General features: G+C 38.9%; 10 protein-coding genes. All 10 read left to right on the plus strand.

The window, feature by feature from the left end; all coding sequences use genetic code 11:
• The first annotated feature begins 54 nt into the window (after nucleotides 1–54).
• Complete coding sequence (locus tag IRZ80_RS03775; RefSeq protein ID WP_194640229.1) at nucleotides 55–1,932, plus strand: six-hairpin glycosidase; 1,878 nt, start codon at nucleotides 55–57, stop codon at nucleotides 1,930–1,932.
• 123 nt (nucleotides 1,933–2,055) lie between these two features.
• Nucleotides 2,056–4,836, plus strand: a complete 2,781-nt coding sequence (locus IRZ80_RS03780) for a glycoside hydrolase family 78 protein (protein ID WP_317174718.1) — start codon at nucleotides 2,056–2,058, stop codon at nucleotides 4,834–4,836.
• A 66-nt stretch (nucleotides 4,837–4,902) separates the two neighbouring features.
• Complete coding sequence (locus tag IRZ80_RS03785) at nucleotides 4,903–6,330, plus strand: acetylxylan esterase (protein WP_194640231.1); 1,428 nt, start codon at nucleotides 4,903–4,905, stop codon at nucleotides 6,328–6,330.
• A gap of 74 nt (nucleotides 6,331–6,404) precedes the next feature.
• Nucleotides 6,405–8,864, plus strand: a complete 2,460-nt coding sequence (locus IRZ80_RS03790; RefSeq protein WP_194640232.1) for a glycosyl hydrolase family 95 catalytic domain-containing protein — start codon at nucleotides 6,405–6,407, stop codon at nucleotides 8,862–8,864.
• 260 nt (nucleotides 8,865–9,124) lie between these two features.
• The gene (locus tag IRZ80_RS03795) at nucleotides 9,125–10,861 is read left to right on the plus strand and encodes an MGH1-like glycoside hydrolase domain-containing protein (RefSeq protein WP_228520795.1); all 1,737 of its coding nucleotides are present in this window, start codon (nucleotides 9,125–9,127) and stop codon (nucleotides 10,859–10,861) included.
• A 110-nt stretch (nucleotides 10,862–10,971) separates the two neighbouring features.
• A complete protein-coding gene (locus IRZ80_RS03800; protein WP_194640233.1) occupies nucleotides 10,972–11,670 on the plus strand; it encodes an HNH endonuclease in 699 nt (232 codons plus the stop codon).
• Nucleotides 11,671–11,698: 28 nt separating this feature from the next.
• On the plus strand, nucleotides 11,699–14,455 hold the full coding sequence (locus tag IRZ80_RS03805) for a glycoside hydrolase family 78 protein (RefSeq protein ID WP_194640234.1): 2,757 nt from the start codon (nucleotides 11,699–11,701) through the stop codon (nucleotides 14,453–14,455).
• A 142-nt stretch (nucleotides 14,456–14,597) separates the two neighbouring features.
• Nucleotides 14,598–15,746, plus strand: a complete 1,149-nt coding sequence (locus tag IRZ80_RS03810) for a sialidase family protein (protein WP_194640235.1) — start codon at nucleotides 14,598–14,600, stop codon at nucleotides 15,744–15,746.
• A 101-nt stretch (nucleotides 15,747–15,847) separates the two neighbouring features.
• A complete protein-coding gene (locus tag IRZ80_RS03815; protein ID WP_194640236.1) occupies nucleotides 15,848–16,741 on the plus strand; it encodes a sugar phosphate isomerase/epimerase family protein in 894 nt (297 codons plus the stop codon).
• 76 nt (nucleotides 16,742–16,817) lie between these two features.
• The gene (locus tag IRZ80_RS03820) at nucleotides 16,818–19,550 is read left to right on the plus strand and encodes a glycoside hydrolase family 20 zincin-like fold domain-containing protein (protein WP_194640237.1); all 2,733 of its coding nucleotides are present in this window, start codon (nucleotides 16,818–16,820) and stop codon (nucleotides 19,548–19,550) included.
• Nucleotides 19,551–19,640: the final 90 nt, after the last annotated feature.

Genomic DNA, 19,640 nt, shown 5'->3' on the forward strand with positions numbered 1-19,640 from the left:
AAAAAATTAGGCAAGCAAATTCAAGAATAAAATCTGTGGCAAAAAAGAAAAACAATGACTGCATTTAAAAACATAAAAACCAATATCGTAACAGCATCAGCAATACTATTGACTTGCGGAGCTGTAACTTCTGCATTGGCACAAAATGATACCATACGCTATACAGGCAAAACACTTTCGAATGTCGATTACCACCACGGGCAATTAGCTCCCGCAGTTGGAGTTCACGCGACACAGATAATGCGCGCAAGCAGGGAACATCCCGAAAAAGCAGATGGTTTGGGATGGACCTACAACCACCAACCGATGATGGCGTATTGGAACAATACCTTTTATTTGAATTATTTGAGCGATCCAACGGGAGAACATATTCCGCCAAGTCAAACTTTTTTAATGACTTCGAAAGACGGTGTGACTTGGACAAAACCACAAACACTTTTCCCAATTTACAAAGTTCCCGATGGTTTTAAAAAAGAAGGAATGGAAGGCGTTGCCAAAAATCTGGATGCGATTATGCACCAACGCATTGGCTTTTATGTTACTTCCGACAAAAAATTGATTGCTATGGGGTATTATGGCGTAGCATTGGATAAAAAAGACGACCCAAATGACGGAAAAGGAATTGGCCGTGTCGTTCGCGAAATCTACAAAGACGGGACTTTTGGACCAATTTATTTTATCCGATATAATAAAACCGGAAATCCGTTGCCAACAACCTTTCCGTTTTACACCAAAAGCAAGGACAAGAAATTTATCAAAGCTTGTGACGAATTATTGTCTAAACCTTTGTTGATGCAACAATGGGTGGAAGAAGCCGATCGTGATGATGAATTGATTCCGTTAAAAAAACAATACAAAGCTTTTAATTATTACCATTTGCCAAACGGAAATGTAGTCGGTTTATGGAAATTTGCTTTGACATCCATCAGTAAAGACGAAGGAAAAACTTGGCAATACATCCCGACAAGAGCGCCCGGTTTTGTCAACAGCAATGCCAAGATTTGGGGACAAAAAACTTCGGATAACCGTTATGCAACTGTTTATAATCCGTCAGAATATCGTTGGCCATTGGCTATTTCAACTTCTGATGACGGATTGAACTACAAAGATTTATTGTTGGTTCACGGCGAAGTGAGTCCGATGCGTTATGGCGGAAACTACAAATCGGCAGGGCCACAATACGTTCGAGGAATTTCCGAAACTGACGGAACTCCGCCTGACGGAAAACTTTGGGTAAGCTACAGTATGAACAAAGAAGATATTTGGGTGGCTTCGATTCCGGTTCCGGTGACTAGCGAAGTAAAAGAAAACGCTAATGATGTTTTCAATGATTTACCAAATGGCGAAGAATTAAAATTATGGAACACTTACGATTTGGCTTGGGCTTCCGCCAAAGTGGAAAAGAAAACCGACGGCAAAAAAAGCCTAACTTTAAGAGACCAAGATGCTTTTGATTATTCCCGTGCCGAGCGTGTGATTCCGTTTGCCAAAAAAATGGAAGCCACTTTTACCGTTAAGCCCGAACAAAACAATCACGGTTTACTGCAGGTTGAATTTCAAAATGCGCAAGGACTTCCTGCGATTCGTTTAGAATTCGATTCGGATGGGGAATTGAAAGCGAAAAATGGCGCCCGTTTTGGGGGAATTATGAAATATGAAGCCGGAAAGGAATATACTGTTACGGTTAAACTGAATGTGGCTAGCCGTTCTTATACCGTAAAAGTAAATGACGGCAAGGAAACCAACAAGATATTTTATGCTCCGGTTGACGGAATTTCACGCATTATGTTCCGCACGGGAGAGCAACGTTATACACCAAATGCAGACACAGAACCGGATACACCGGATTTCACAGATTTGCCGGATACAGGAAAATTAATCCCCGAGGCGGTGTTTAATATTGAATCGTTGGTTACTAAAAAGGAACAATAATTTTTTTACCATTAAGATATTAAGAAAATTAAGTTGAATGCTTAATGAGCTTATTTTGAGAGAATAAAGACGCTAATACTTAATTTTCTTAATATCTTAATGGTTCAATTAAAAATTTACAAAGTGAATATTTCAAAATCCATATTAACCTTTATTTTTCTTTTTTTCGTTTTTATTTCTAACGGCCAAATTTCTGCCGAGCATTTAACTTGTGAAATGGTCGAAAATCCTTTGGCTGTTAATACAAATCAACCTAGATTAAGTTGGCAATTGGTTTCAAAAGAAGCGAACGTTTTGCAAACGGCTTATCAGATTTTAGTTGCTTCTTCGGAAGAAAAGCTAAAAAGAGACCAAGGCGATGTTTGGGACAGCGGAAAAGTAAATTCCGATAAAAACCTTCAAATAAATTATGGAGGAACTTCTTTAAAAAACGAAGCCAAATATTTTTGGAAAGTTAAAGTCTGGAATCAAAATGGGAAATCTTCGGTTTGGAGTAAAATTAATTCTTTCCGAATTGCACCTTTAGAAACGGCTTTGAATCCAACTTGGATTGGGGCGATTACAAAGGCTGACAGTCATTTGCCGGAAGGCCGAAATTATCATACGGCTACTTTCAACAAAGAGAAAAAATCGTCTTTAATCAACGCTTCCGATTCTTTGTCACGCAGAAGTATTATGATTCGCAAACCTTTTGAAGTAAAAAAAGAAATCAAGGAAGCCGTAGTTTACATTTCAGGTTTAGGACATTACGAACTGACGATTAACGGAAAGAAAATCGGCAACAGTGAGTTTGCTCCTTTGTGGTCAGACTATGACAAAACGGTCAATTTCAACACTTATGAATTGACTGCGAAAGAACTGCAAAATGGTGAAAACGTAATCGGTGTGTTGTTAGGAAACGGAATGTACAATACGCTTGCCGAACGTTATTCGAAGTTTTATGTGAGTTTTGGACCGCCGACTTTATTTTTAAAAATGAAAGTGGTTTACAAAGACGGCTCTGAAGACATTATAAAATCAGATGAAACTTGGAAATACAGCAAAAGTCCGATCACCTACAACAGTATTTTTGGTGGAGAAGATTATAATGCCAATTTGGAACAAAAAGGTTGGAACAACAAGGGATTCAACGATTCGAATTGGAAAAAAGTAGTCGTTCAGGAAGCCCCAAAAGGAAAGTTGAGAGCACAAACGACATCACCAATTATCGTTCAAAAACAATTTGAAGTTAAGGAGGCCAAAGAGCTGAAACCTAATTTCTATATTTTTAATATGGGGCAAAATCTTTCCGGTTTTCCGACTATTAAAGTTAAAGGAAAAAAAGGGCAAACGGTTCGTGTTTGGGTGGGTGAAAGCTTGAATGAAGACGGAACAGTTGGACAGGGAAAAACAGGAAAACCATATTATTATAACTATACTTTGAAAGGGGAAGGCATCGAAGAATGGCGACCTAATTTTAGTTATTACGGCTATCAATATGTTCAGATTGAGAACATCAATTACAAAGAAGACAAGGACAAAAATCTTCCGACATTGGTTGATTTGAAATCAAATTTTATATACAATTCGGCTGGAGAAGCAGGAAGTTTTGAATGTTCCAATGACATCTTCAACAAGGCACATTGGCTGATTAATAATGCCATAAAAAGTAACTTCCAAAGCGTTTTCACCGATTGTCCGCAACGCGAAAAATTAGGCTGGATTGAAGAAATTCATTTGAACGGCCCTGGATTACTTTTTAATTACAATTTGGAAAGTTTTATTCCTGCCACGATGCAAAACATTTCCGATTCGCAACGTGACAATGGTTTGATTCCAACGATTGTTCCCGAATATGTTGTCTTTGGAGGCGATTTTACTGATTCTCCGGAATGGGGTGTGACCGGTGTGATTTTACCTTGGATGTATTACGAATATTACGGCGATGCATCGTTAATCGAAAAATACTATCCCGTAATGAAAAAGTATGTCGATTATTTAGGGACAAAAGCAACAGACCACATTGTTTCGCACGGATTGGGCGATTGGTACGATTACGGGACACACGCTGCCGGATATTCTAAAAACAGTCCGATTGCGCTTTCAGCGACTTCACATTATTTTTATGGAGCGAGTTTGGCTGCAAAAGCGGCGAAACTGTTGAATAAAACGGAAGATGTTGCGAAATATGAAGCTTTGACTTCGGACATTAAAAAGGCATTTAATGACAAATTTTTTAATGCCGAAACCAAACAATACGGGACAAACAGTCAGTTTAGTAACGCTGTTCCTGTTTTTATGGATATAGTGGAACCGCAGTACAAACAAGCGGTAATGCAGAATTTATTGGCCGATATCAAAGCCAAAGGCGACCGATTGACGACAGGCGATGTGGGAAACCGTTACTTGTTTCAGGCTTTGGCACAAAATGGCGAAAACGAAACGATGTACAAAATGAACAATCATTACGATGCGCCGGGTTATGGTTTTCAGATAAAATTTGGCTTGACGACTCTGACCGAACAATGGGATCCCCGAAAAGGAAATTCGTGGAATCATTTTATGATGGGGCAAATCGAAGAATGGTTTTACCAAAGCCTTGCCGGAATTGTGCCTGATTCCAACAATCCGGGATTCAAACATTTCTTTATTCAGCCGGAAGTTGTGGGCGATATGACTTTCGCGAAAGCGGAATATAAATCGATTTATGGAAAAATTGCTTCGGCTTGGGAAAAGAAAGACAGAAAATTAATCCTGAAAGTGGAGATTCCTGTCAATACATCGGCGACCATAAAATTGCCGGTTTCGAAAGATTCGGAAATAAAAGTGAATAAAAAATCAGTTAGTACAGTTTTTGATGAAAAAACCAAAAAAACAACTTTAGAATTAGGTTCAGGAATTTATACAATTGAATGTAAATTATAGTTTTCGGGAGATCTAAGAGGTTTTTAAAACCTATCAGGTCTGATTTGAAGTTAACAATAAATAAAAATGAAAAATTTAAAAAACATAACCTTTACGTTACTAATCTCAATTTTTACATTGACTTTAGCAAACGCGCAATGCACTTCGGATACCAATTTCAGGAGACCGGTTTCGGAAACGCTTCAAAAAATTGCAACCATTTTTAAGGTTACCATCAATGACGATCGCGGTTTGCTAAAAGGAAAGGAACTCGATTATGCCGATTGGAGAATTGAACCGGGAAATTTGCCAATTTCACTAACGAATATTTTGGCTCCGTTTGAGTTGATGTACTTCAAACAGCCGGATGGGAGTTACATCATCCGTAAATATGAAAACCATAAAGTTTCGGTCGATAAAGGCAGAGAGCGTTTAAACTATCTGACGACTTTGTACTCGAATGCAGCAGAATGGGAAGCGCGCAAAAAAGAAATAAAAGCCTGTATGATTACGTCATTTGGTTTGGACAAGGCTCCGCCAATGCCGAAATCAAAACCAATTTTAACTCCAAAAAGAATTTACAAAGATTACAGTATTGAGAACATCGCACTTGAAATTCTTCCGGGCGTTTATACTACAGGATCGATCTATAAACCGTATCCACTAAACAAAAAAGCGGCAGTTATCTTAACGCCCGATGGACATTTTGGTGACGGAAGATATAGAAAAGACGAGCAGTACCGTTGTGCCATAATGGCCAAAATGGGAGCAATCGTAGTGAGTTATGATTTATTTGCCTGGGGCGAATCGTTGCTTCAATTTCCCGAAGAAACACACCGAAACAGCATTGCATCGACCGTTCAGGTTTTGAGCGGAATACGTTTATTGGATTATTTATCGACTCAGAAAAACGTCGATATGACCCGTGTTGGCGTTACCGGTGGTTCTGGCGGAGGCTCGCATACGATGTTTTTGGTGGCTTTGGATGACCGAATTAAAGTTTCGGCACCCGTGGTGATGGTTTCGTCACATTTTTCTGGAGGATGTCCCTGCGAAAGCGGTCGGGGAATTCACCTTTGCGGTAACGGAACCAATAATGCCGAAATCTCGGCAATGATGGCACCAAAACCACAATTGATTGTTTCCGACGGAAAAGACTGGACACTGGCCGTTCCCGAATTGGAATTCCCTTTTATTCAAAGAACTTATGATTTTTACGGCAAGAAAGATTTGGTTGAAAATGCCCATTTTGCCAATGAAGGACACGATTTTGGGGTTTCAAAACGTATGGCGTTGTATCCCTTTATGGCAAAATATTTAGGTCTGGATTTAAAGAAATTACAAAATGAAAAAGGCGAAATCGACGAATCAACCTGCGTGATTGAACCTTACGATAAATTATATGTTTTTGGCAACAAAGCCGAAAATTTGCCGAAAAACGCATTAAAGGACATTAATAAATTGTATGAAATGTTCGGGGAAAAAAATCTGAAGGTTTACGAGGTTAAGAAGTAAATGTTTAGCCACTGATTCACAGATTATGTGGATTAAAATCTGTGAATCAGTGGCTAAAATATAAAATGAAAAATATGAAGTTAAGAAGTAAAATTACTGCTATTTGTTTTGGGATTTTTTCCTTTGCAACAGCGCAAAACAGCGAACTAAAACTTTGGTATGATAAACCTGCATCCATTTGGAACGAAGCCTTGCCTTTGGGTAATGGACGTTTGGGTGCAATGGTTTTTGGCGATCCGGCTGTGGAGCGTCTGCAATTGAACGAAGAAACCATTTGGGCAGGTTCACCGAACAGCAACGCGCACAATAAGTCAATTGAGGCTTTGCCAAAAGTAAGACAACTTATTTTTGACGGTAAATTTGACGAAGCACAGGATTTGGCGACTCGTGATATAATGTCGCAGACCAATGACGGAATGCCGTATCAGACTTTTGGAAGTGTTTATATTTCATTTCCTGGGCATCAAAAATATTCGAATTATTATCGTGATTTGAATATTGGTGATGCTACCGCAAAAGTGAAATACACGGTCAACGGTGTAGAATTTACCCGCGAAATCATCACAGCATTTTCAGATCAGGTGATTGTGGTGAAACTTTCGGCAAGTAAACCGGGACAAATTACCTGCAACGTTTTTATGAACAGCCCGATTGACAAAACCGTTCCATCAACAGAAGGAAACCAAATTATCCTTTCGGGAACTGGAACCAATTTTGAAAATGTAAAGGGTAAAGTAAAATTTCAGGGCAGACTGGAAGCTAAAAATAAAGGCGGAGAAGTTTCGGCAAGCAACGGAATCCTGAGTATCAACCAAGCCGATGAAGTGACACTTTACATTTCGATAGCGACCAATTTCAAAAATTATCAGGATATCACAGGTGATGAAATTGCGATAAGTAAATCCTATTTGGAGCAGGCATTGCCAAAAAGCTTTGATGAGATTAAAAAAGCACACGTTACCTATTACCAAAAAATCTTCAATAGAGTTGTATTGGATTTAGGAACCAATGAAAACGCTAAGAAACCAACCAACGAAAGAATTAGGGATTTCAAAAAAGAATTCGATCCGCAACTGGCGAGTTTGTATTTCCAGTTTGGACGTTATTTATTGATTTCAAGTTCACAGCCGGGCGGACAGCCAGCAAATCTTCAGGGAATCTGGAACGATATGGTAACTCCGCCTTGGGACAGTAAATACACGACCAACATCAACGCCGAAATGAATTACTGGCCGGCAGAAGTAACCAATCTTTCCGAAATGCACGAGCCTTTTATCCAGATGGCAAAAGAGCTGAGCGTGACGGGAGCAGAAACAGCAAAAATGATGTACAACGCCAGCGGTTGGGTTCTGCATCACAACACCGATATTTGGCGTGTAACGGCTCCGGTTGATTCGGCTGCATCTGGAATGTGGATGACTGGTGGTGCTTGGGTTTGTCAGGATTTATGGGAAAGATATTTGTACACAGGCGATAAAAAATATTTAGCAGAGATTTATCCGATTATGAAAGGGGCGTCCGATTTCTTTTTGGATTTTATGATAACCGATCCAAATACGGGTTATTTGGTAGTAGTACCGTCAAGTTCTCCTGAAAATACACACGCAGGCGGAACAGGAAAATCTACTATTGCATCAGGAACGACGATGGACAATCAATTGGTTTTTGATTTGTTTACACACGTAATCGAAGCTTCGAAACTGGTTTCACCTGATGCTGATTTTACGAAAAGAATTCAGGATGCATTAAATAAAATGGCTCCGATGAAAGTCGGAAAACACAGTCAGTTGCAGGAATGGCAGGACGATTGGGACAATCCAAAAGACAATCACAGACACGTTTCACATTTGTATGGCTTGTTTCCGAGTAATCAGATTTCGCCAATTAAGACACCTGAATTATTTGAAGGAGCAAAACAATCTTTAATTTACAGAACAGATGAATCCACAGGCTGGTCAATGGGCTGGAAAGTGAATTTATGGGCACGATTATTAGACGGCAATCACGCCTACAAACTTATTCAGGATCAATTGCATTTGGTAACCGCAGACCAAAGAAAAGGTGGCGGAACGTATCCAAATATGCTCGATGCACACCAACCGTTCCAAATTGACGGTAACTTCGGATGCACTGCTGGAATTGCCGAAATGCTGATGCAAAGCCAGGAAGATGCGATTCATTTACTGCCTGCTTTGCCAACAGTCTGGAAAGATGGAAGCATAAAAGGTTTGGTAACCCGAGGCGGATTTGTAATTGATATGACCTGGAAAAACAATAAAGTTTCGACTTTGAAAATATATTCCAAACTAGGAGGAAACTGCCGATTGAAACTGGAAAACACTTTGAAAGCTGACAAAGGAATTACGCTTAAAAAAGCAAAAGGCAAAAACCCGAATCCGCTGTTTTATGATGTTGAGGTGAAAAAGCCGATTATTTCTAAAGAAGCGAAACTGCCTAAAGTGCAGTTACCGAAGTACAATGTGTATGATGTGGAGATGAAAGCTGGGGAGACTTATAGTTTTTCTGCAAATTAAATATAAATAGCAAGTCTTGTTTGTCATTTCGACGGAGGAGAAATCACACAAGTTGAGGACTTATTGTTGAGGAATATCGGATGTGATTTCTCCTTACGTCGAAATGACAAAACTGTGAGAAAAGAGGTTTCAAAACATTAATAGTATGAATAATAAGTTTAGTTTGTCATTCCGAGGAACGAGGAATCTCCGTTGCAAGATCGACAAAGATTGAAGATTTAGATTGTAGAGTTACTTGCGGAGATCCTTCCTTCGTCAGGATGACAAAAAAGAAGTGGAAAACCGAGAACGTCTTCCGCGTGAGTGATGGCAGTGGAGCTCTTTTTTTGAGAGGCTTTTTCAGCCGAACAAAAAAAAGCGGGAACGTACAGCACGACCCGGAGTTTTTCACGGAGGGGCACGCCCAAATAAATAAAATAATCATTTTGAATATGTTATATCATTTTAAATATAAAATAATCGCTTTTACAATTTTGATTGCTTCATTAAGCAGTTGTAAATCGGGTGCGGGACATTCGCAGAAAGGGAAAGCAGTGGTTTTAAAGCAAAAGGACTTTAAGCATTATGTGGATTATTTCAACACGATGGAAGATGAGAATCTGAAATTTGCGATTCCGAATGACAGTGCGTGGGCGTGGATGGAAAAGAATATTCCGTTGTTTGAATGTCCTCAGCAGAATTTTGAGGAAATCTATTATTTTAGATGGTGGAGCGCGCGCAAGCACATTAAGAAAACACCACTTGGTTTCGGAATTACAGAGTTTTTGGTAGATCGTTCGTATGCCGATAAATATAATTTGATTGCTTGTGCTGTTGGGCATCATATCAATGAATTTCGCTGGGTTCACGATCCAAAATACATTGAGCAGGATGTGAAAATCTGGTACCGTGGCAATGATGGAAAACCAATGAATAAGTTGTATAAATTCAGCAGCTGGACTGCCGATGCTTTGTACAATCGGTATTTGGTGAATAAGGATGCCAAATTCTTACTGGATATGTACCCGGATATGGTTACGGATTATGCGGTTTGGGAAAAAGACCGTCAGCGCAAGGATGGTTTGTTTTGGCAACACGATGTAAAGGACGGAATGGAAGAATCGCTGAGTGGCGGACGTAAAGTTCAGAATGCACGCCCGACGATTAACAGTTATATGTATGGCAATGCGATGGCGATTTCAAAAATGGCCGGGATGAAAGGCGATAAGGAAGCGGAAGCAAAATTCAAAGACAAAGCCGATGTTTTGCAACAATTGGTAGAAACCAAATTATGGAATCCGAAAAGTGAATTTTTTGAAACTTTTACAGAAAAAGATACGCTGGCGCAGGTGAGAGAAGCGATTGGATTTATTCCGTGGTATTTTAACCTGCCACAAAAAAACAAAGGTTTTGAAAAAGCCTGGGAGCAGATTAAGGATGAAAAAGGATTTTCGGCACCGTTTGGATTGACGACTGCCGAGCGCAGAAGTCCGCGTTTCAGGACTCACGGAACCGGAACCTGCGAATGGGACGGTGCAATCTGGCCTTTTGCCACTTCACAGACGTTGACGGCTTTGGCAAATGTATTGAATGATTACAATCAGAATTTTGTTGCCAAAACCGATTATTTCAAACAGATGGAATTGTATGTACAGTCACAATATTACCGTGGAAAACCGTATTTAGGGGAATATCTGGACGAAATCACGGGCTATTGGCTAATGGGCGACAGGGAAAGAAGCCGTTATTACAACCATTCGACTTTTAATGATTTGATGATTACAGGATTAGTTGGTTTACGCCCAAGAGCGGATGAAAAAATTGAAGTAAATCCGTTGATTCCACAAGAAAAATGGGATTGGTTTTGTTTGGATAATGTGTTGTATCACGGGAATATCATTACGATTCTTTGGGATAAAACAGGGGAGAAATACGGTAAAGGAAAAGGGTTTAGAATTTTTAAGAATGGGAAGGAAATTGCGGTTTCGGAGAAATTGGAGAAATTAGTTTCTGAGTAACTTTGTATTGAATTTTTCTTAAGAGATTTAAATTGTAATGATGTTTTAAAATATGATAGATACGATATGTGTTTGTGATATTTTTGAAAACTTAACTAAATAAAGATGTTATGCAAGTATGCTATAATTGCGGAAATGAATTTCCGGAAGAAAATATAACTAGAGAACATATACCAGCCCAAAACTTATTTTTTGGTTATGGTGATGAATATAAAGTTAATAGGTTAGTTGTTCCAGCTTGTTTCGATTGCAATAATCAATATTCTCAAATTGATCAGGAAATAAGAGATGCAATTGGCGTAATGAATAACGGTAATGATGAGCAAACTGAATTGACTAGGAAATCTATTAAATCTATTATGCGTAAGAAAAACTGGGCCGATAGATTGTATTTTTCTGAAGGTAAAGTTTTAAGTGTTGATTTTAGTTATGATGATTTTAAAAAATTGCATATTAAAAATTTCAAAGGTGTGTTTTATGCAAAATATGGAAGACCCTTACCAAAAGATTTTGAAGTTGAAATAATTGCTGAAGGAGATGAAGAAGATGAAAAATTGATGGGTATTGGTAAATTGTTTTATGATTATGTTGTTGAAAATGATAAGTTTTTAATTTCTGGTCACGAAGATATTTTTATGTATAATATAAAAACAATGAATCCAACAGATTCGGAATATGTAATTGATAATGGTGATATTGAAAATTCACTCTGTGTTATTGGAGTTTTTGTATACCACAAAAATTTATGTTCAATTGTAATTGCATCGAAAAAAGAATTTTTAGATGGAATTAAAAAAAGAAACAGATAAAATATTATTGTGAGCAAAAAATAAAATTATGAAAAAAACACTTCTACATACATTCATCCTCATTGTTTCACTCTGTTTTTCTTCGGCGAAAGCTCAAAATAAAATCAGCGTCACCAACCTGCAATGCGAAATGCTCAACAATCCGGAAGGAATCGATGTGTTGAAACCTCGTTTGAGCTGGCAGATGAAGTCAGATGAGAATGCTGTAAAACAAACAGCCTATCAAATTTTAGTGGCTTCGACTTTAGAAAACCTGAATGCCAACAAAGCCGATTTATGGGACAGCGGAAAAGTACAAAGCAGTGAATCTGTCAATATTATTTACAACGGAAAAAAGCTAAAAGACAGAGACAATGCATTTTGGAAAGTAATCCTTTTTACAAATAAAGGCGAAATAAAATCTACAGAAAACGCTCATTTCAGCATTGGGATTTTAACCTATGCCGACTGGAAATTGACACGCTGGATTGGTTATGAAAAATTATCGAAAGAGGATAGTGTTTCCCAGTATTCGAGGTTATCCGCCCGTTATTTAAGAAAAGAAATCAATCTGAAAAAACAAGTCAAATCTGCCAAGGTTTACCTTATGGGAATGGGCTTGTACGAGCTGTACATCAACGGAAATAAAATTGGCGATCAGGTATTGGCACCCGTTCCGACGGATTATACCAAGAATGTAAAATACAATGTTTTTGATGTGACTTCGCAGTTGAAAGAAGGCAAAAATATGCTCGGAACAATTTTAGGAAACGGACGTTTTTTTGCGATGCGTCAGGATTACAAACCGTATAAAATCAAATCTTTTGGTTTCCCGAAAATGGCTTTGCAGTTGTTTGTAGAATATACCGATGGAACCAAAGACATCATCCGAACAGACGATACCTGGAAGTTAACGACAGAAGGACCAATTTTGTCCAACAACGAATACGACGGCGAAGAATACGATGCCCGAAAGGAAATGAAAGGCTGGGCGACGACCAATTTTGATGATAAATCTTGGGTAAATGCCAGATATGTTCAGGAGCCGGGTGGTTTTTACGAAGCACAAATGACGCCGAATATGAAAATCAAAGGCGAAGTAAAACCAATTTCAATCAAGCAAACTGCCAAGGGAACTTATATTTTGGATATGGGTCAGAATATGGTGGGCTGGTTGCAACTGAAAGTAAAAGGAAAAAGCGGAGACAAAATCACAATGAAATTTGCCGAATCACTGCAGAAAGACGGCTCATTGTACATTGCGAATTTGCGTGATGCGAAAACGACAGATGTTTATACTTTAAAAGGGGAAGGCGAAGAAATCTGGGAACCACGATTTATTTTTCACGGATTTCGATTTGTGGAGATTTCGGGTTTTCCGACTAAACCAACTTTAGATAATTTTGTTGGGAAAGTAGTTTATGACGATATCAAAACAACAGGAACTTTTGAATCTTCGGATGCAACGATGAACCAGATTTTCAAAAATGCGTGGTGGGGCATCAGCGGAAATTACAAAGGAATGCCAATCGACTGTCCACAGCGAAACGAGCGTCAGCCTTGGCTGGGTGACCGAACTACGGGCGCTTATGGCGAAAGTTTTCTATTCAACAATCAGACTTTATATGCCAAATGGCTTGATGATATTAAATATTCGCAAACCCAAGACGGAGGATTGCCAGATGTAGCACCGGCATTTTGGCGTTATTACGGCGATAATGTGACCTGGCCGGGAACCTATATCACAGTTGCTGATATGCTGTACCAGCAATTTGCAGATGCAGAAGTGATTAAAAAACAGTACCCATCTATGAAAAAATGGATGCTGTATATGGAAGAAAATTATCTGCAAAATGATCTAATGGACAAGGACAAATACGGTGATTGGTGCGTTCCGCCGGAATCGTTGGAATTAATCCGTTCCAAAGATCCAGCTCGTATGACGGACGGACAATTGTTGTCAAGTGCTTTCTATTATCAGCTTTTGAACATTATGAAAAAGTTTGCCAAAATCTCAAATGCAGATGCTACAGATATTGTTTATTATGATGATTTGGCAACAAAAATCAAAAAAGCTTTCAACGCCAAATTTTTGAATACGGAGAAAAACTATTATGCCAATAATACCGTGACTGCAAATGTCCTGCCTTTAGCTTTCGGAATGGTTTCAGAAGACTTGAAAGAGAAAGTTTTCCAGAATATGGCACACGAAGTTGAGGTAACAAAACAAGGTCATATCAGTACAGGTGTTATTGGAACGCAATTCTTGATGCGAACGCTGACCAATTTTGGTAGAGGGGATTTGGCTTATAAATTGGCATCCAACAAAACCTATCCAAGCTGGGGCTTTATGGTTGAAAACGGTGCCACAACTATTTGGGAATTATGGAATGGAAATACTGCAGATCCGTCAATGAACTCCCAAAATCACGTGATGCTTTTGGGCGATTTAATGATTTGGTATTGCGAAAATATGGCGGGAATCAAGAGCAATCCGGAAACTCCGGGCTTCAAACAAATTATCATGAAACCGGATTTCAATGCAGGATTAACTTATGTAAATGCGTCTTACGAATCGATTTACGGCACAATTAAAAGTGACTGGAAGAAAAACAAAAATAGCCTGCAGTGGAAAATTACTATTCCTGCCAATTCATCTGCGGTAGTGTATTTGCCAGCAAAAGACGCCTCTTCGGTTACGGTGAACAATCAAAAACTGGCTCAGTTTTCGGCTTCTTATAAAACTGAAAATAGCGATATTGTACTGACTTTACCGTCAGGTGTGTATGTTTTGAATGTGAAGTAAAAACACTTTTCCTTTATTTCAGCACTGTACAGGATGCCTCTTTTGTTTTTTAGTGTCATTTTTACACTTAATAAGATTTTTGCATTTTGATATTTGTGTAACGTATTAAAAATAAACCTAATACTATTTTAAAGAATAAATAATGAAATTTAAACACATAACGATTGCCTTTTTTGGACTGTTGCTTTTGGGAAGCTGTAAATCTGCTTTGGAAAAAAAGACATGGAAAGAAGGAATTTTGGTAGATGAATTCATTTACGATAAAGCACCTTATCCCTCCTGTCATGCAGTAACCATTGTAGAAGCAACTAACGGAGATTTGGTGTCAGCCTGGTTTGGAGGAACACACGAAAGACATCCGGATGTTTGTATTTATTCAGCCATAAAACCAAAAGGAAGCGATAAATGGGGTGAAGCCATTAAGGTCGCTGATGGTGTAATGCCAGATGGGAAAAGATTTCCAACTTGGAATCCGGTTTTGTACCAAATTCCTGGCGGCGATTTGATGCTGTTTTATAAAATAGGCCCAAAACCATCCGAGTGGTGGGGTGTTTACAGAACTTCTTCTGATGGCGGAAAAACCTGGTCTGATAAGATTGATATGCCGAGTAAAGATTTTCTGGGACCAATTAAAAACAAACCGGTTTTATTAAGCAACGGAACATTATTACTTCCTTCAAGTACCGAAGGAAATGGATGGCATTTGCGGATGGAATCCACTCCAGACTTGGGAAAAACCTGGGTGATGGGCGATACCATTTCAAGAGGAAAACAAAAAATCAACGCCATCCAGCCGAGTATTCTGTTTCATAAAGACGGAAGTATTCAGGCGATTGGAAGAACCAAAAACAGAGCCATTTTCAGCACTTTTTCTAAAGATAATGGAAAAACATGGTCGGATTTAGAATTAATCGGGTTGCCAAATAATAACTCCGGCACTGATGCTGTAACCTTGAAAAACGGTAAGCATTTATTGGTTTACAACCACGTTCTGCCTCCTGGAAAAGAAACCAAAGGTCCAAGAACACCTTTGAATCTTTCTATCTCTGATGACGGAATCAATTGGAAAGCGACATTAGTTTTGGAAGATTCAAAAATCAGCCAGTATTCCTATCCCTCCATTATTCAAAGTTCAGACGGAATGGTACATATTGTGTATACCTGGAGAAGAGAAAAACTGAAATATGTAAAAATAGATCCAAGTAAATTAGTTGCTATTCCAATCAAAAACGGAATCTGGCCTGGGCAGGAGGGAGTTGAAGTGAAGGCTGTTAAAGCGGAAGAGGAATAAATTTAAAAATGAACCATTAATTAAATTTACCATTAAGATATTAAGTTTCATTAAGGAACATACTTAATTTCTTAAAATCTTAATGGTAAAAAAGTAAAAATATGAAGTCAACTTATTTTAAAAGAAACGCCATTGTTTTATTCCTTGCTGTTTTGTGCAGTACTTTGTATAGTGAAGTTTCAGCGCAATCCGGCAAAAAGCAAAAATACAAAGTAGCGGTTTGCGACTGGATGATTTTAAAAAGACAAAAACTCGGAGCATTCGGTTTGGCTAGCGAAATAAAAGCAGACGGAATCGAACTCGATATGGGCGGATTAGGAAAAAGACCAACCTTCGACAGTAAATTAGGTGACCCTGTCGAAAGACAAAAGTTTCTGGATAAGTCTAAAGAAACAGGAGTTGGAATCAGTTCGATTGCCATGTCAGGTTTCTATGCACAGTCTTTCGCCAAACGAGATTCAATCGCACGAATGATTAACGATTGTGTGGCAACCATGAAAAATATGAAGGTAAAAGTCGCTTATCTTCCATTGGGAACAGAAAGCGATTTGACAAAAAATCCGGAGTTACGCCCGATAGTAATTGAAAGATTAAAATGGGCAGGAAAGCAAGTCGGTAAAATAGGAGGTGTAATCGCTATTGAAACTTCATTGAACGCTACCGAAGAGAAAAAACTATTGGAAGAAATAGGCTGTAAACACATCAAAAGTTCTTTCAATTTTGCCAATGCCGTAGACAACGGAAGAGACATTGCAACCGAATTAAAGATTCTGGGTAAAAAACACCTGGCACAAATTCACGCATCCGTAACAGATAACGTCTGGCTGGAAAACGATAAAAATGTCGATATGCCAAAAATCAAAAAAGCGCTGGACGAAATGAAATGGAGCGGCTGGCTGATTGTAGAACGCTCCAGAGATGTTACGCAAGTGCATAATGTAAAAGCCAATTACGGAGCTAACGTAGCGTATTTGAAGAAAATTTTTCAGAATTAAAAATAACTTACCGCAACGACGCAAAGGCACAAAGAAACCTTGCGACTTTGTGTCTTTACGGTTATAAAAACACATAATGAAATATTTAAGCATACTTTTTTTAGGACTATACGCCACTTTTACATCGGCACAAAACATCACCATTGTTCGTGATGCCAATGCCCCAAGAGCGAAATACGGAGCTGAAAAACTATCTGAAACAGCATCAGCAAAAGGACTTAAAGTAGTTTTTGCCGACAAAGTACCTAAAAAATCAAAAGAAAAAGTAATTATCATTGGCGAAAAAGGAACTGACTTTTGGAAAATCAATTCCAAAATTGCTAAAATCGATGATTCGAAATTAACAAAGAAAGAAGGCTTCCAAATCCGCACTCAAAAAAATATTATTTACATAGAAGGAACCGATGCAACCGGAGCCTTGTATGGTGCAATGGAATTGGCTGACCGAATCAAATCTTCGGGCGAAATTCCGTCAGAAATAAATATCGAAGACAGTCCGGAAATGGTTTTGAGAGGTGCCTGTATCGGAATGCAGAAGCCCGTTTATCTTCCGGGACGTGACGTTTACGAATATCCATACACGCCTGAAACTTTCCCTTGGTTTTACGATAAAAAACTTTGGACAAAGTATCTGGATATGATGGTCGAAAACCGAATGAATTCCTTGTATTTATGGAACGGACATCCTTTTGCTTCTTTGGTAAAATTGAAAGACTATCCGTTTGCCGTTGAAGTAAGTGATGAAGATTTCAAAAAAAACGAAGAAATCTATAAATACCTAACTGTAGAAGCCAACAAAAGAGGAATCTGGGTCATCCAAATGTTCTATAATATAATTGTTTCCAAGCCATTTGCGGAGCATTATAATATGAAAACTCAAGATCGTTCAAGACCGATTACACCTTTGTTATCCGATTATACCCGAAAATCAATTAGTGCTTTTATCGAAAAATATCCAAACGTAGGCTTACTGGTTTGTCTGGGAGAAGCCATTAATACAGTTGATGACGACGTAGAATGGTTTACCAAAACCATTATTCCGGGCGTTCAGGACGGATTAAAAGCTTTAGGCAGAACCGACGAACCGCCAATTATTCTGCGTTCTCATGATACCGACGGGCCTTTGGTAATGGAAAAATCACTTCCGTTATACAAAAACCTGTACACAGAAAGCAAATACACCGGGGAATCGTTAACGACTTACACACCGGGCGGACCTTGGGGTGAAACACACAAACAATTAAGTTCGTTAAAATCGATTCATATCGAAAACGTTCACATTCTGGCCAACCTAGAACCCTTCCGTTACGGATCGCCGGACTTCATCCAAAAAACCGTAAAAGCGATGCACAGCGTCCACGGAGCCAATGCATTACACTTGTATCCACAGGCTTCGTACTGGGATTGGCCGTATTCTGCCGATAAAACCAAAACAGGCGAACGACTTCTGGAAATGGATCGAGACTGGATTTGGTACAAAGCCTGGGCAAGATACGCCTGGGACAGTAAAAGAGACAGAAACGAAGAAGTAAAATATTGGGACAAAGATCTGGCTGCAAAATACGGAACAGATCAGGAAGCAGCCAATAATATCTTAAAAGCTTACGAAGAAACAGGAGAAATCGCTCCAAAAACCTTAAGACGTTTCGGAATCACCGAAGGAAACCGTCAGACTTTATTGCTAGGAATGTTCGAAAGCCAGTTGGTCAATCCTTCAAAATGGCGTGTTTATCCGGGATTCCACGAATCCTGCGGACCTGCGGGAGAATTGCTTTTGGAATACGCCAAAAAAGAGTGGAACAAAGAACCACACGTTGGCGAATTACCAACGCAGATTATTGCCGAAATCACGGAACACGGTCGTTTAGCCGTTGAAGCCATCGATAAAGCAGAACCAAAAGTGACGAAAGACAAGGAAGAATTTCTGCGTCTGAAAAACGATATGCATGCTTACAAAGCTTTCGCCGATTTCTTTTCAGAAAAGGTAAAAGCTGCCATTTTGGTATTGCGTTACAGCTATTCCAACGATATTGCCGACTTGGATAAAGCGCTTCCACATTTGGAAAAAAGTATCAAACATTACGAATTATTGGTCAATTTAACAAAAGATCATTATTTGTACGCCAATAGTATGCAGACCGCGCAACGCCGAATCCCGATTGGAGGAGACGACGGAAACAATAAAACCTGGGCAGAATTATTGCCGCATTACGAAAGAGAATTGGCGAATTTCAAACGAAATTTAGAGTTGCTGAAATCATCTAAAGATGGTAAAATAGTAACCAAAGAAGGCAAGCCGTGGCAGCCTGTTGAGGTAACTTTGTTAAGCGAAACAAAAGGAACTTACGCAGTCAAAAACGGAACAAAAGTGTACGGAACACCCATTTCGGAACTGACAAAAATAGCTCCTGAGTTGCAAAACCTAAAAGGGATTGCTTTCGAGGAAGCATCACAAAACGAAAACGGAACACACCTGAAATTCAAAAATACCAAAGCTGTAAAACTGGTGGTAGGCTATTTCAACAGTGACCAGAAAAGATTTTTATTCCCGCCAAGTTTAGAGACAGACGCAGCCGGAAATGCACACGGTCAGGCCGAAGTTATCCTAGCAAGTGCGATGAATTTAAAAGAATTGCCAAGAATAAACATTCACACCTACACCTTTCAGCCGGGCGAAAACAAACTGGATTTGGGCAAAGGAAGAGTACTGATTTTGGGCTTCATAGATGCCAATCAAACCATTACAACCCGTGATGTTGGTTATATCGACGCTGGCGAAAAAGGAGCGGTGGATTGGTTGTTTTATTAAAATAGTTAGACCTAACAGGTTTTTAAAACCTGTTAGGTCTGTTTAAATCAACTTAAATGACCTTATATCACTTATATGGTTCAATATAAA

The sequence above is a fragment of the Flavobacterium sp. HJJ genome (genome assembly GCF_015351475.1).
GTDB classification, from domain to species: Bacteria; Bacteroidota; Bacteroidia; order Flavobacteriales; family Flavobacteriaceae; genus Flavobacterium; species Flavobacterium marginilacus.

What these genes read in the sequence shown, in the direction of transcription:
- IRZ80_RS03815 (WP_194640236.1), top strand. Translation starts at nt 15,848, where the DNA reads ATGAAGTCAACTTATTTTAAAAGAAACGCCATTGTTTTATTCCTTGCT.
- IRZ80_RS03800 (WP_194640233.1), top strand. Translation starts at nt 10,972, where the DNA reads ATGCAAGTATGCTATAATTGCGGAAATGAATTTCCGGAAGAAAATATA.
- IRZ80_RS03810 (WP_194640235.1), top strand. Translation starts at nt 14,598, where the DNA reads ATGAAATTTAAACACATAACGATTGCCTTTTTTGGACTGTTGCTTTTG.
- IRZ80_RS03790 (WP_194640232.1), top strand. Translation starts at nt 6,405, where the DNA reads ATGAAGTTAAGAAGTAAAATTACTGCTATTTGTTTTGGGATTTTTTCC.
- IRZ80_RS03775 (WP_194640229.1), top strand. Translation starts at nt 55, where the DNA reads ATGACTGCATTTAAAAACATAAAAACCAATATCGTAACAGCATCAGCA.
- IRZ80_RS03805 (WP_194640234.1), top strand. Translation starts at nt 11,699, where the DNA reads ATGAAAAAAACACTTCTACATACATTCATCCTCATTGTTTCACTCTGT.
- IRZ80_RS03795 (WP_228520795.1), top strand. Translation starts at nt 9,125, where the DNA reads ATGACAAAAAAGAAGTGGAAAACCGAGAACGTCTTCCGCGTGAGTGAT.
- IRZ80_RS03785 (WP_194640231.1), top strand. Translation starts at nt 4,903, where the DNA reads ATGAAAAATTTAAAAAACATAACCTTTACGTTACTAATCTCAATTTTT.
- IRZ80_RS03820 (WP_194640237.1), top strand. Translation starts at nt 16,818, where the DNA reads ATGAAATATTTAAGCATACTTTTTTTAGGACTATACGCCACTTTTACA.